Source organism: Jatrophihabitans sp., from assembly GCF_051960575.1.
Classification (GTDB): domain Bacteria; phylum Actinomycetota; class Actinomycetes; order Mycobacteriales; family Jatrophihabitantaceae; genus JBQCEE01.
The window spans coordinates 1-13,141 of record NZ_JBQCEE010000353.1; the positions used below are offsets into that span (position 1 = coordinate 1).

Annotated in this window: 13 protein-coding genes and 1 tRNA gene; 7 read left to right on the top strand and 7 right to left on the bottom strand. The window is 74.0% G+C overall.

What is annotated here, in order from left to right:
- The coding region (locus ACTHMS_RS19575; RefSeq protein WP_440308340.1) for a DEAD/DEAH box helicase at positions 1-1,057 on the top strand (1,057 nt) is incomplete at its 5' end.
- Here ACTHMS_RS19575 and ACTHMS_RS19580 read toward each other — a convergent pair.
- Positions 1,058-1,426: an ANTAR domain-containing protein gene (locus ACTHMS_RS19580; RefSeq protein ID WP_440308341.1), complete on the bottom strand. Its 369-nt coding sequence runs from the start codon at positions 1,424-1,426 to the stop codon at positions 1,058-1,060. It abuts the gene before it with no gap.
- A 215-nt stretch (positions 1,427-1,641) separates the two neighbouring features.
- Here ACTHMS_RS19580 and ACTHMS_RS19585 point away from each other — a divergent pair, with 215 nt between their 5' ends.
- Complete coding sequence (locus tag ACTHMS_RS19585) at positions 1,642-2,616, top strand: SMP-30/gluconolactonase/LRE family protein (RefSeq protein ID WP_440308342.1); 975 nt, start codon at positions 1,642-1,644, stop codon at positions 2,614-2,616.
- Between the two features lie 107 nt (positions 2,617-2,723).
- Positions 2,724-2,796, top strand: a tRNA-Arg gene (locus tag ACTHMS_RS19590).
- A gap of 65 nt (positions 2,797-2,861) precedes the next feature.
- Here the strand turns inward: ACTHMS_RS19590 and ACTHMS_RS19595 are convergent.
- The gene (locus ACTHMS_RS19595; RefSeq protein ID WP_440308343.1) at positions 2,862-3,056 is read right to left on the bottom strand and encodes a hypothetical protein; all 195 of its coding nucleotides are present in this window, start codon (positions 3,054-3,056) and stop codon (positions 2,862-2,864) included.
- A gap of 71 nt (positions 3,057-3,127) precedes the next feature.
- Positions 3,128-4,270, bottom strand: coding sequence for a hypothetical protein (locus ACTHMS_RS19600; protein WP_440308344.1), 1,143 nt, complete (start codon positions 4,268-4,270; stop codon positions 3,128-3,130).
- A 338-nt stretch (positions 4,271-4,608) separates the two neighbouring features.
- Here ACTHMS_RS19600 and ACTHMS_RS19605 point away from each other — a divergent pair, with 338 nt between their 5' ends.
- The 4 genes from ACTHMS_RS19605 to ACTHMS_RS19620 are packed head-to-tail and all read left to right on the top strand — an operon-like array spanning position 4,609 to position 8,072.
- Complete coding sequence (locus ACTHMS_RS19605; protein ID WP_440308345.1) at positions 4,609-5,580, top strand: undecaprenyl-diphosphate phosphatase; 972 nt, start codon at positions 4,609-4,611, stop codon at positions 5,578-5,580.
- Positions 5,577-5,948: a BlaI/MecI/CopY family transcriptional regulator gene (locus ACTHMS_RS19610; RefSeq protein ID WP_440308346.1), complete on the top strand. Its 372-nt coding sequence runs from the start codon at positions 5,577-5,579 to the stop codon at positions 5,946-5,948. Before ACTHMS_RS19605 ends, ACTHMS_RS19610 begins: the two co-directional genes overlap by 4 nt.
- Positions 5,948-6,871: a M56 family metallopeptidase gene (locus ACTHMS_RS19615; protein ID WP_440308352.1), complete on the top strand. Its 924-nt coding sequence runs from the start codon at positions 5,948-5,950 to the stop codon at positions 6,869-6,871. The genes ACTHMS_RS19610 and ACTHMS_RS19615 overlap by 1 nt, the downstream gene beginning before the upstream one ends.
- Positions 6,858-8,072: an MFS transporter gene (locus tag ACTHMS_RS19620; RefSeq protein WP_440308347.1), complete on the top strand. Its 1,215-nt coding sequence runs from the start codon at positions 6,858-6,860 to the stop codon at positions 8,070-8,072. The genes ACTHMS_RS19615 and ACTHMS_RS19620 overlap by 14 nt, the downstream gene beginning before the upstream one ends.
- A gap of 22 nt (positions 8,073-8,094) precedes the next feature.
- Here ACTHMS_RS19620 and ACTHMS_RS19625 read toward each other — a convergent pair whose 3' ends face one another.
- From ACTHMS_RS19625 to ACTHMS_RS19640, 4 genes are all read right to left on the bottom strand, one after another.
- The gene (locus ACTHMS_RS19625; RefSeq protein WP_440308348.1) at positions 8,095-8,742 is read right to left on the bottom strand and encodes an ATP-binding cassette domain-containing protein; all 648 of its coding nucleotides are present in this window, start codon (positions 8,740-8,742) and stop codon (positions 8,095-8,097) included.
- Positions 8,739-9,557, bottom strand: a complete 819-nt coding sequence (locus tag ACTHMS_RS19630; RefSeq protein ID WP_440308349.1) for an ABC transporter ATP-binding protein — start codon at positions 9,555-9,557, stop codon at positions 8,739-8,741. The genes ACTHMS_RS19625 and ACTHMS_RS19630 overlap by 4 nt, the downstream gene beginning before the upstream one ends.
- Complete coding sequence (locus ACTHMS_RS19635) at positions 9,550-12,315, bottom strand: hypothetical protein (RefSeq protein ID WP_440308350.1); 2,766 nt, start codon at positions 12,313-12,315, stop codon at positions 9,550-9,552. Before ACTHMS_RS19635 ends, ACTHMS_RS19630 begins: the two co-directional genes overlap by 8 nt.
- Positions 12,316-12,410: 95 nt before the next feature.
- Positions 12,411-13,013, bottom strand: coding sequence for a hypothetical protein (locus ACTHMS_RS19640; protein WP_440308351.1), 603 nt, complete (start codon positions 13,011-13,013; stop codon positions 12,411-12,413).
- Positions 13,014-13,141: the final 128 nt, after the last annotated feature.

Here is a 13,141-nt window from a genome sequence, read left to right on the forward strand (position 1 = left end):
CGATGCGCTCGCCGGTCGCAACGTGCTCGGCCGCGCCCGCACCGGCTCGGGCAAGACGCTCGGGTTCGGGCTGCCGTTGCTCACCCGGTTGAGCCAGGGCTCGCGTCCGCGGCCCGGCGCGCCGCGGGGTCTCGTGCTCCTGCCCACACGCGAGCTCGCCGCGCAGGTCGAGTCCGCGCTGCGTCCGCTCGCCGACGCCCTCGGGCTCGACATCGTCGTCGTGGTCGGCGGGCTCTCGATCGGCAAGCAGATCAACGCTCTGCGCGGTCGCGTCGACCTGCTCGTCGCGACACCCGGCCGGCTCGTCGACCTGCTCGACCGGCGTGCCGTGTCGCTCGCCGACGTCGAGGTCGCGGTGCTCGACGAGGCCGACCACATGGCCGACCTCGGCTTCCTGCCCGCGGTGACGAAGATCCTCGACGCCACGCCGTCCGGACGCCAGTGCCTGCTCTTCTCCGCCACCCTCGACCGTGACGTCGACCGCCTCGTGCAGCGCTACCTGCCGTGCGCGCGCATCCACACCGTCGACCGCGACGAGACGCCGGCGGGCACGATGACCCACCGCGTGCTCACCGTGGTGCACGAGCACAAGGTCGACGTCGCCGCCGAGATCGCCGCGCGCGACACCCGCACGCTGTTCTTCGTCCGCACCAAGCACGGCGCCGACCGGCTGGCCAAGCAGTTCCGCAAGCGAGGCATCGCGGCCGAGGCGCTGCACGGCAACCTCAACCAGAACCAGCGCCAGCGCTCGCTCGACGCCTTCACGACCGGACGCAGCCGCGTGCTCGTCGCCACCGACGTGGCGGCCCGTGGCATCCACGTCGACGACCTCGACCTGGTCGTCCACTACGACCCGCCGGCCGACAGCAAGACCTACGCGCACCGCTCCGGACGCACGGCCCGCGCCGGCGCCTCGGGCACCGTCGTGAGCCTGGTCGAGCCGCAGCAGATCCGCGACGTCGCGAAGCTGCACGCCGCCGCCAAGGTGCAGCCGAAGACGGTCAGCGTGCGCCCGGGCGACGACGCGATCCGCGCGCTGCTCGCACCGACCGGCTGATCACGGCGCCGACGCCTGCCGGTCCGTGTTCCGTCGCGAGACGGGCAGCTCCGGCACGGCGCCGGTGAGCACGATCTCCTCGGCCAGCTCGCGCACTCGCACGTGCAGCCGCTGACTCACCTTGACGAGGTAGGCGAACGCCTCGTCCTGCGTGCGGGTGAGTGCCGACATCACGATGCCCACGGCCGCACCGATGGTGCGGGCGCGGCCGAGGGCCTCGACCATCCCGGCCATCGTCACTTCGGCCCGCGCGAGTTGCTGGCGCGCGAGCGCGAGGTCGCGTTCGAGGACGGCGCACCGCGCACAGTCCGTGATCGGGGCGGCGCCGGGGTCGCAGGGCGCCAGTGGTTCGGCGTCGTCGACGGTCATCCTTCACACCATCAGGGTCTGTCCGCTTCGCATGGGTTCAGCGAGCTCGCTGCACGGGTTCCTACCCGGGAGACGCCCGCCGTCCACCGTGATGTTCGCCCCCTGCTCGTCGGGGTCCGGCCGCCGGGCGACGGACGCGCCACAAGTCCCTATCCCGGGGCGCTCTGACGGCGTCTCGTCGTCGTGAGGACGTCGGCGGCGGGAGGTCGGACGGCATGGCACACGGACGGCGGACGGCACACGGCATCGGCATCGGCATCGTCTCGGCGGTGGCGGCGCTCGTGCTCACGGCAGCGGCACCCGCGACCGCCGGTACCCCTGGCGGCCCGAACCCACCGCAACCGATCGCCGTCCTTCCGGCCGGGTCGTTCCCCGAGTCGGTGGCCGTGCGCGACAGTGCGTTCTACGTCTCCCTGGGCTTCGCCGGTTCGATCGTTCGTGTGTCGCTGGCCGGTGAGGTCACGACGTACGCCTCCGGGCTGCCGATCGGTAGCGGCCTGCTCACAGGTCTCGCGTTCGACCGCGCCGGCGACCTGTACGTCGCGGTCGCGACGCTGTCCGACGACCCGGCGCCCGGCGTCCTCGTCGTCCCGCCCGGCGGCGGCGCGGCGCGACGCGTGCTCACCCTCCCGGCCGGCAGCTTCCCGAACGGCCTGGCGGTGCAGGGCGCCGACCTGGTCGTGTCCGACAGCGACCTCGGTGCGCTCTGGCGCTTCACGCCGTCGGCCTCCCACACGACATTGACGACCCCGTGGGTGAGCGGCGGACTGCTCGCGCCGAGCAAGGGGCTCGGGCCGAACGGCGTCGCGTTCGATCCCACCGGGCACGCGCTCTATGTCGCGGTCTCCGACAGCGGACGGCTCGTGCGGGTGCCGTTGTCGGCATCGGGGGCGCCCCTCGCGCCCGTGCTCGTGACGCAGCAGGAGCAGTTGCGCACGATCGACGGCATCGCCGTGGACACCGAAGGCAACGTCGTCGCCACGGTCAACCGGACGAATCGCCTCGTCCGGATCGACGTCGCGAGTGGACGCCCCACAGTCCTCGCTGATCGGTCGGACGGCCTGTCGTACCCGACCCAACCCGCCTTCGACGGCTCGACGCTGGTCGTCACCAACGGCGCGTTCAGCAACGGCGTCGCCGACGTCGAGGCGTTCCCGACCGCTGCGCAGGGCCTGCCCCTGCCGCGGTGATCGCCCGCGGGCATACGTCCGGGCACATCACCTGTCGCTGCGGCACCGGCGGTGATCTGAAAGACTGGCCCGGTCAGGACGGGGGAACGGACGGCCCGTCCTTCCCCGCCCTCGTAGCTCAGGGGATAGAGCGCCGGACTCCTAAGCCGGGCGTCGCAGGTTCGAATCCTGCCGGGGGCACCGATCGCCGCCGGCAAGTGCCCGACCACCGACGGAGGTGCCCGGATGGACGGGATGGGCGAGCGTCAGATCGTCCTCCGATCCATCGCGGCGTCGTAGCGCGCGCGGGGCACCGGTCTCGACGAGGACTTCGCCGAGGTCCGGTCGTATCTCGCCGACGACGTCGTGATCTCGATGGCGAGCGCGCGCACCACAGCGCCGTTCCAGGTCGCCCTCACCGACGCCGACCCGGTGATCGCCCGGCTGCGGTAGCCGGTCAACGCTGGTCCACGCCTCCAGACCGAGAACGGCGCCGTCCTGTGCGACCGCGACGGCAGCTCTGGCCGTGGCGTCAGCCCGCCCGCACGCTGCTCGCGGCGACCGAGCCCGGGACGAACCCCTGGTCGAAGGCGTGCGTCCACAACGTCGCGTGCATCTCGCCGTCCGCGGTCTCGCTGTCGCCGCCGACCGTGAGATCGGCGGAGACGGCGTGGGCCGCACCGGTGGCGTCCCCGAACCGGCGTGAGAGCGGAAGCAGGGTGAGCGGCACCGGGTGCGGCCCGCAGCGCACGATCATGACGTACTCGGTGTCATCCGGAAACGCGCCGATGCCGGCGACGCCCGCGTACGCGCCGTGGCCGTTCGTCGCGTAGACCCAGCTGAAGTCGCCGCCCGGGAAGAAGCCGAGCCCGCGCTCGGTGCCGTCGCGCCACGTCACCGCTTCGGCGCCGGGGAGCGTGTGTCCGAAGTCGGACACACCGGCAGCGGTGGCGTCCTCGTCCACGACATTGGCCTGACTGAAGCCGTCCTGGTCGGCGCTGCCCAGCGGGTGCGCGTGTCCCGCACGATCCCAGCGGACCGCCAGCCCGACGTCCTGGTTGTAGATCTGGCCGACGAGGTCGCCGCGGTCGTCGATGCCCAGCACGGCTCCGCCGTCGTAGCCCGCGGGCAGTTCCACGAAGCGCGGGGCACCGCCGTGCGGCCAGACCACCGGGTGCTCGACCGCGGGATCGGCGTCGTCGGTGATGCTGCCGACGGCGGTGCCCTCGTCGTCGATCCGCCGGACGAAGCTCGACCAGTTCGCGTCCGCTCCGGGTGGCATGGGCAGCGGTCGCACCTGACCGTCGCGCCAGACGTAGGCGCGCGAGACGTCCTGGCGCGCAGCGGACTCGGCGCCGTTCGCGACGATGACGTCGTGGTGGTTGACGTCCGAGGCCCAGACCTCAGGGCCGTCGGGTGGGGCCGTCGGCACGCCCAGGTCACGGATCCGTCCGTCCTGCCAGAGGACGGCGTGCTGGTCGCCGTTGCCGTCGTCGGAAGCCCCGACCCACAGCCCGTGATCGTCGGTGCCGAAGATGTCGCTCTGCGAGCCGCCGGGCAGCGTCCCGAGATCGATGATGCGCGGCACCGCCGCATCGGCCGCGACCGGCGCGACCCCCTGCACCGTGACCACGGCCATCGCCGCGATGCCCGCGAGCTTGCTGTTCCACCGCATGACCTGCTCCTGTCCTCCGGATGCGCGCGGCGCACACGGCCACTGGGCGCGGCGCCGATGTCCGGCGATCGACCTTGACCGGCCGACCATGCGGGAACGTGGTTGCAGCGCGGTTGAAGTGCCCCGGGATCGTCGAAGAGCTCGTCAGGTCCATGATCGCGAGCGTGGTGCCGTCCGGGCTCCTGGGCTGCGCCTGGTCCCGCCGACCGGCGGCCGCGGAACCTTGACCGATTCCTGAAGGACCGCCGCGTCGCGATCGCTGCGGACGATCACGGCCGCTAATCTCCTACACGTTCGTAGGAGTGGGGACGGTCCTCCTCCCCGGCGGAGGAGTTGCTGTGCTGTCCTATCTCCAGGCGGTCGTGATCGGGCTGCTGCAGGGCGTGACCGAGCTGTTCCCGGTCTCGAGCCTCGGGCACTCGGTGCTCGTGCCCGCATGGATCGGTGGCAGCTGGAACAGCCTGGTCACCCAGTCGGCCACGGGCAACAGCGGGTCCAGCCCGTACCTCGCCTTCATCGTCGCGCTGCACGTCGCGACCGCGCTCGCCCTCGTCCTGTTCTTCCGGCACGACTGGGTGCGGATCATCCGCGGGCTGCTGCGCACGCTGCGGCCGACGGTGCAGCAGCGACGCATCGTGGCTCGCGACGCCGACGAGCGCCTCGCCTGGCTGCTCGTCATCGCGACGATCCCGGTGGGCATCACCGGGCTGGCGCTGGAGCACACCTTCCGCACGCGGTTCGCCAAGCCGCTCGCCGCCGCGGTCTTCCTGGCGATCAACGGGCTGATCCTGCTGGCCGGCGAGGCGCTGCGCCGGCGCGCGCCGATCGACCCGGAGGACATGGACGACACGGCGGACGCGGCGACCGGCGGCCCGTCGGCGACGCCGGGTGACGGCGGCGTCGCCGTGCGGGTCGAGCGACCCGCCCGTCGACTCGCCACCCTGCACTACGGCGAGGGCGCGGTGATCGGTGCCTTCCAGACCCTGGCCCTGCTGGCCGGCATCTCGCGCTCCGGCATCACGATGGTGGGTGGTCTGCTGCGCGGGCTGTCGCACCGCGACGCCGCCCGCTTCTCGTTCCTGCTCGCGACCCCGGTGATCCTCGCCGCGGGCGTGCTCAAGCTGCCCGACCTCGCCGGTGCCGCCGGCAAGGGCATCCACGGCCAGGTGCTGGTGGGCTTCGTCGTGGCCGGGGTCGCCGCCTACGCCGCCGTGCGGTGGCTGACCCGGTGGTTCGAGACACGCACCCTGACGCCGTTCGCGATCTACTGCCTCGTCGCCGGTGCCGCCAGCATCGTCCGGTTCGCGTGACGAAGCGGCGGGCGAGCGGCGGTCTCGAGTCGGAAGTGCTCGCGACGCTGTGGGCGGCGCGACGCCCACTCACGACCGCCGAGGTCGTCGATGCGCTCGGCACCGGACTGGCCTACAACACGGTGCAGACGATCCTCACCCGGCTGCACGCGAAGGGCGCGGTGCAGCGCGAGACGGCCGGCCGGGCGCACGCGTACACCCCCGTCCTGGACGACGCGGGTCTCGCTGCGGCGCGCATGCAGGCGATCCTCGACCGGGGCGGTGACCGGTCGACGGTCCTGGCCCGGTTCCTCGGCTCGTTGAGCACCGAGGACGCGGCCACCCTGCGCGACCTGCTCGGCGGACAGCGCGACGGGACCCAGCCGTGATGCTGGGCTGGCTGCTGCTGCCGATGCTGCTCGCCACGGTCTTCGGCATGGCGGCGCCGCGCCTCGCCCCCCGCCTGCCGCCGGCCTGCGCCACCTGGGGGCTGTCGGCCGGCGCCGTGACCGCGGCCGGCGCGGCGTCGGCCGGGCTCGCGGTGCTCGCGTTCCTCGCGCTCGCCGAGGCGCCGCCGGCCCGGGCCCGGGGTGGGTGGGCGACGAGCGTGCTGCGCGCGAGCGATCCCTACGCCGTCCCGGTCGGCACCGTCGCCGGCCTCGTCATCGCGGTCGTGGCCACGCGCCTCCTGCTGACCGCCGCACGGCGCCTGGGCGGCGTCCGCGATGCAGCACGGCTGGCCGCAGCGCTGCCGGACACCGGCGCCGAGCTGGCGGTCGTGCCCAGCACCGCGCTGCAGGCGTTCGCCGTTCCCGGGCGGCCCGGCCGGATCGTCATGACCTCCGCCCTGCTGCAGCACCTGGACGCGTCCGGACGACGCGCCGTGCTCACCCACGAGCGGTCGCACCTGGCCCATCGACACCACCTGCACCAGCTGGCGGTAGGGCTGGCAACGGCAGTGCTGCCGACCCTTGCCCGCATCCCCGCCGCGCTCGAGCTGGCCTGTGAGCGCTGGGCCGACGAGGACGCCGCGGCAGCGACGTCCCGGTCGACCGTCGCCGACGCGGTCGAGCGCGTCGCCACGGCACCGGCCCGGGCTGCCCGCCCGACCCCCGTCCTGTTCGCCGGCGCCGCGGACGTCGTGACCCGCACGGCCGCGCTGCGTGACCCCGCCGGCCCGCCGGCCCGTTGGCGCGTCGCAGTGCTCGCGGCGCTCGTGCTGGTCACCGCCGCGGCCACGGCGCTCGCCCTGCACCACACCGAGCAGCTGTTCGAGCTCGCGCAACAGGCTTACCGGCATGGCCGCCGCTGACCGCACCACGGCCCCCGGGCTGAGCCCGTGGCGGTTCGTCCTCGTCTTCGGCGTCGTCAGCCTGCTCGCCGACATGGTCTACGAGGGCGCGCGGAGCATCATCGGTCCGTACCTCACGACCCTCGGCGCCTCGGCCACGGTGGTCGGCGCCGCCGCGGGCGCCGGCGAGTTCATCGGGTACGGGCTGCGGGTCATGTCCGGCTACGCCGTCAGCCGCACCCGCCACTACTGGCGCTGGACGATCCTCGGCTACGCGCTCACCGCCGTCAGCGTCCCGTTGATCGGCGCCACCGGCGCGCTCGTGCCCGCACTGCTGCTGTACGGCGGCGAGCGGCTCGGCAAGGCCGTGCGCTCGCCGGCCAAGGACACGCTGCTCTCGTTCGCCGCCGCCCGCACCGGACGCGGCACCGGCTTCGGCGTGCACCAGGCCCTCGACCAGACCGGCGCCGTGCTCGGGCCGCTCGTGCTCGCCGGCGTCCTGGCCTGGCGCACCGACGACTACCGCCTCGCCTTCGGCGTGCTCGCCGTGCCCGGGGTCGCCGTCCTGGTGCTGCTCGGCTGGTTGCGCCGGCGGGTACCTGATCCCCGCAGCTTCGAGGACGAGGAGGTGGAGACGCCCCGTCCCGACACCGCAGGGCACCCCGAGTCGCGCAGGTTGCCGCGCCTGTTCTGGCAGTACGCGGCCCTCGTCGGGCTGCTCTCGGTCGGGATCGTCTCGTTCCCGCTGCTCGCGTTCCACGCCGTCACCCATCACGTGCTCACCGCGGCACACGTGCCGCTGCTGTTCGCCGCGGCCATGGCGGTGGACGGTGCGAGCGGGCCCGTCGTGGGTCGGCTCTACGACCGTTGTGGCCCGTTCGTCCTGCTCGCCGTGCCGGTCGCTGCCGCCCTTGCCGCGTTGGCCCTCACGACCAGCGCGGCGCTGGTGTGGCTCGGTGTCGGCGCGTGGGCCGTCGTCAGCGGCGTGCTCGACTCGACCGCCAAGGCCGTCGTCACCGAACTGGTCCCGAGCGCCGGCCGGGCAGTGGCGTTCGGGTGGTTCGCGCTCGTGCGCGGGGCCGGCCTGCTGGCCGCCGGCATCGTGCTCGGCGCCGTGTACGACGCCGACCGGCACTGGGCCATCGCCGTCATCGTCGCGCTCAACGCCGTCGCCGCGGCCGGGCTCGCCGCCCTGCTCGGGCGCGTCCGTCGGGCGGCCTGACCGGCCGAGGACGCCGACGCCGTCAGGCCACCGCCCGCACCGTGCCGTCGGCGAGCGGGACGACGAGGTCGCACCGCCGCAGCACACGGGCGTCGTGGGTCGAGACCACCACGCACGTGCCGGCGGCGGCCGCACGATCCACGGCGTCGAGCACGAGCGACAGGTGGCCGGCATCCTGGGCGCTGGTCGGTTCGTCGAGCACGACCAACCGGCGTCCACCGAGCAGCGTGCGGGCCAGGGCGGCACGCTGCCGCTCGCCGGCGGACAGCTGGTCGGCACGGCGGTCGATGAGCCGACCGAGGCCGAGCCGCTCGAGCAGGTCGTCGGCGGGTTCCGGCGAAGCCGACGTGCCCACCGTGGCGACCGCGACGTTCTCACCGACCGTCAGCACCGGGTCGAGCGCGGCGTGCTGCGGCAGGTACGACACGAGCGACCAGTCGCCGATGCGGTCGGCGTCGACGCCGTCGATGCGGACGCGGCCGCTCGTGGGCGGCCGGAAGCCGGCGAGCAGGGCGCACAGCGACGACTTGCCGGACCCCGAGCGTCCCGAGAGCGCCACCCGTTGGCCGGCAGACGCCGTGAAGGTCACCTCGTGCAGCACCGGGAGGGCACGCCGGCGCAGGCGCACCTCGAGGCCGACGGCCTCCACCTCGAGCAGCGGGGCGGTCATGCCGGACGCGCCGGGGTGAGGAGCACGCCGTGCTCGGTGACGGTGATGTCCACGTGCTCCGTGCCGAGCGCCGCGACGGCCGCCGGTGGCAGCTCGACGCGACGGCGCGAGTCGATGCGCGCGCGCAGCGCACCGTCACCGACGCCCTCGGCGACCAGGATGCCGTCGCGCATCTCGACGACCCGAGTCGCGAGCGACCGCACCCGGGCGTCGTGGGTGGCGACGACGACGGTCGAGCCGTGCTCGGCCAGCGCGTGCAGTTGGTCGAAGACGAGGCCGCTCGAGTGGTCGTCGAGTTCGGCGGTCGGTTCGTCGGCGATCAACACGTCCGGACGCGTCACCGCGGCCGACACGACGGCGAGGCGCTGCTGCTCGCCGCCGGAGAGGAACCGCGTCGGCGTCGAGCGCAGCGGCAGCAGGCCGACGCGGTCGAGCACCTCGGCGGGGTCGTCGTGCTCGGCACCGGTCGCGCGCATCGTCTGGGCCACGTGCCGTTCGGCCGACAGGTGGGGGAAGAGCGCCGCCGCAGGCCGCTGCGTCACCCAGAGGATGCGGCGGCGCAGGTCCGCCCGCTCGCGGCGGGTCAGGTCGTCGGCGGGGCGGCCGTCCCACGTGACCGCGCCGGCGGTCGGGGTGTCGCGCAGCCCGAGCATCGCGAGCAGCGTCGACTTGCCGCTGCCGGACGGCCCGATCAGCACCGTCACCTCACCCGGCCGCACTTCGACGTCGACGCCCGCGAGCGCGACGACCGACCCGGTGTCGGCGTCGAACACCTTGACGAGGTCGGTGCAGCGCCCGACCGGACCGCTACTCACCGCGCATCGCCTCCAGTGCCACGCGCCGCCGCGTCGTCCAGCTGATGGTCGCGAGCAGCGCCGCGGCGCCGACACACGCGGCGAGCGCGACGCTGAGCAGGTCGTGCGCCGAGACGTGCACGTAGAGCGGTGGCGGGTCGCCGCCGCCGAACTCGAGCAACCGCGACGAGAAGGTGCTCAGGACGAGGACGGACGCGACGGCGGCCCCGACGGCGGCGAGCACCCACCCCACGATCTCGAGCAGTCGTGCGGTGAGCACACCCGACGCCCGCAGCCCGGAGACGACGAGCATCAGCTCGGAGACCCGCGCCGAGGCGGCCGTCCGTTCGACGAACAGGATCACGCCCGCCGCCCCGAGCACGACCAGGCAGGCCGTGAGCAGTTCGCGGTAGTCGACGGCGTCGCGCGCGGAGCGGTAGACCGGGCTGTCCTCGATCTGCGCGGCCGTGCTGACCGAGCCGATCTCGATGCCGCCGAGCTGCCGGCGCAGCTCGCCGAGCCCGTGCCGCGACCACACGGACACCCCGAAGCCCGAGTACTGGGTGGCCGACAGGGGGTGGGGAGGGGCGAGCCGCGGGTCGTAGGCACCGAGCCGCGGGAAGAGCGAGGTCGACGTGGTGACCAGGCCGAACCGAAGACCCGGGTACAGCGCGGCGTGCCCGACCACGGTGAAGATGACCGGCTGGAACCCGACGGTCGAGGCGAAGGTCGTGCCGTCGCGAAGATGGTCGAGGCCGATGGCGAGCACCGGGACGATCGGTCTGGCCGTGGCTCCCGGGCCCCGGACGAAGGTCGCGGTCTCGGCCCGGGCGGCGGCCAGCTCGCGTCCGCTGCCCCAGGACGCGACGGCCGGGAACGTGCGCGGACTGATCACCACCAACTGCTGCGAGCCGACCCCGTCGATGGTGTCGACCTGGGTGTTCCAGACCAGCGTGCTGCCGCTCGGCGGCGTCGGGTCGTGCCCCTGCGCGCTCGGCCGGGCGGCCGGTGCGGTCGGGTCGAGCAGCGCCGAGCCGTCGATGGTGACGACCGTCCGCGCGCCGACGGAGACGGCGGTGCGGTCGGCGACGGCACGGACGGTCGCCGCCGTCGAGGTGCGTGCGAACAGCAGCATGCCGATCGCCGTGGTCAGCCCGGCCACGATGAGCACGACGAGCAGGCCGCCTGCGGCGAGCCGGCGCAGGGCGAGGCGCACGGCGAAGCGTCCGCGCGTGCTGTCCGGGACGCCGGCGGGCAGGCAGCGGGACGCACGTTGCGCCGCCCCCACCAGGACGTACCCCGCGATGGCCCCGACGGCGAGCAGGCCCACCACCGGGATGAGCAGGGCGAGCCAGCTCGACACCGACGCACCGTGGTCGCCGTACAGGCTGATCACCACCGCGCCGAGGGCTGCGGCGATAGCGGCGGGCACGGCGGCGCGACCGCGGCGCGCGGCCGACGGCACCGACTCGGGTGTGCTCCACACGACCGCCGCGACGACGGTGGTGGCCGCGATGAGCGCCAGCGCGCCACCGCAGAGCGCGGCGGTGATCCGAATGCCGTCGGTGAACGCCGCACCCCACTGCGGGCTGACCGCGATGCCGACGAGCACCGCCCCGGTCGCGGCCACGACCATCGGCACCAGGCACTCGACGGCACCGTGCAGCGCGAGCGTGAACGGCGAGATGCCGAGGAACGCGGCGTGCCGCAGTTCGTCGCGACGTCGGCGCACGGTCAATGCCGTGATCCCGAACAGTGCGACGAGGCCCAGCCCGGCGGTGGCGAGGGCCAGCGACCGCATCGGCCCGGACGTCGCGGCGACCTCGTCGTGCGCGGGACCGGTGAGGCCGGCGATGCCGGACAGCACCATGACGCGCAGCGGCGTCGGCCCGCTCACGGCGGACGGCAGCACCTCGACCGCATCGCTGAAGGTCTTGACCGCGGCGACCGTGGCCGTGGCCTGGCCGAGTGTCGTGTGGGGCAGCAGGCGGCGCTGCGCCACCCACTGCAGCTGGTCCTGCGTCGCGGCGGAAAGGCGCACGGCGGTCGCCGGATCGGTCACGAGCAGGTCGGCGTTGTCGCCGGTGAGCGAGTCGGTCGGCAGTTGTCCGTGCCGGTCGCTCCACAGCACGGAGCCCGCCGGGTCGACGGGACTCGCCGAGTGTCGGTCGACGGCGTAGGCGCCGGCGAAGGGCGCCTGCGCCGACCGCGTGACCGACTTCGGGCTGCCCGGCGCGGTCGGCAGGGTGATCGAGAGCGTCACCGGCGTGCCGACGCGCAGCTTGAGCGCGGTGGCAACCGACGACGGCAGCCAGACGCCGCCGGGCGTGCTCGCGGTCGGTCCCTCGGCCCGCAGCCGCTGCGCGGGACGGTCGACGGCGAACAGGCGGACGCGCTGCTGCCGCTTGCCGACCGACACCACCGACCCGTAGGTGGCGCTGGTGTCGAGCTCGCGGGTGATCGAGCCGGCGCTGAGCTCGGTCGCGTCCAGGTGCGGCAGGTGGTCGAGGTCGCGCAGCAGTCCCGAGGCGACCTTGGCGAAGGGCGAGTCGGGGAAGACGACTCGGACGACGTCGTTCGGGTCGTCGGCGTTCACCCCCGGCTGGATGTCCGCGCGCGCCTGGTCGAACGCGGCGTTGCCCGCGTGCTGCAGGTAGAGCGGCTCGCTCACCCCGGCCGCGGCGGTGAGCCCGAAGACCGCGAGCAGCAACAGCCCGCGCAGCGGTTCGGCGAAGACCCGTCCCGGAGCCGCACGCAGCAGGGGTGACGGTCCGCGCATCCTCGGGCACCTCCGTCCGGCGGGTCCGGCGATCCGCGTGCGGACAGTCAAGACCCGACCGGCGACGAAGGACAAGACCCGATCACCGGCGAGGTTCAGTCGTTCTCGACGATGAAGTCCCAGCCGACGATCGGGCTGCCGCCGGCGGGTGCCCAGTAGATGCGCCCCTCACCGGTCGGCATGACCGCGGTGACCCGGAAGGTGAGGTCGTGGGCGGCGCTGAGCGTCGCCGGCGGCGGCGCCTCCCCCACCGGCAGCGTGGGGTGGAACGAGCGGCCCAGTTGGTCGGTGATGGTGAAGTCGGCCAGCCGCAACGGGACGGTGCCGGTGACCTGCGCCAGCGTGACGGTGAAGATCGCGGTCACCGACGGCGGCGGCGGCGCGACGAACGGCGGCACCTTCGGGCCGGTGACGGTGGCGAGCACCTGGCCGGACGGAGCCACGACCTGCACACCGATGCCCTGCACCGCCAGCTGTGGGTGACCGGGCGAGGCCGTCACCACGCGGTCGACCGGCGTCGATGTGCTGGGCAGGAACGACGGCAGCGGCCGCTCGCCGAGGGGCGCCTCGGACGATCCGGACGATGCGCTCGACGGGGCCGAGGCGCTGCCGGCACTGCTGCACGCAGCGAGGCAGGACGTGAGGACGGCGACGAGCGCGGTCGCGACGGACGTCCGGACGGAAGGATGGTGTCTCAACAGTTGTGGTGACCTCTCGACAGACGTGTGGGCCCGGCCGCGCGGCCCGGCCCACACCCGCCTCAGCGAATGCTAGCGGGCGTGGCCCTGGCCCCCCATCACGGTGGTGTAGATGTTCAACCCCTAGG

Coding starts and splice junctions, on each gene's coding strand:
- ACTHMS_RS19635 (WP_440308350.1), bottom strand. CDS start 12,315: ATGCGCGGACCGTCACCCCTGCTGCGTGCGGCTCCGGGACGGGTCTTC.
- ACTHMS_RS19625 (WP_440308348.1), bottom strand. CDS start 8,742: ATGACCGCCCCGCTGCTCGAGGTGGAGGCCGTCGGCCTCGAGGTGCGC.
- ACTHMS_RS19620 (WP_440308347.1), top strand. CDS start 6,858: ATGGCCGCCGCTGACCGCACCACGGCCCCCGGGCTGAGCCCGTGGCGG.
- ACTHMS_RS19600 (WP_440308344.1), bottom strand. CDS start 4,270: ATGCGGTGGAACAGCAAGCTCGCGGGCATCGCGGCGATGGCCGTGGTC.
- ACTHMS_RS19585 (WP_440308342.1), top strand. CDS start 1,642: ATGGCACACGGACGGCGGACGGCACACGGCATCGGCATCGGCATCGTC.
- ACTHMS_RS19580 (WP_440308341.1), bottom strand. CDS start 1,426: ATGACCGTCGACGACGCCGAACCACTGGCGCCCTGCGACCCCGGCGCC.
- ACTHMS_RS19615 (WP_440308352.1), top strand. CDS start 5,948: ATGCTGGGCTGGCTGCTGCTGCCGATGCTGCTCGCCACGGTCTTCGGC.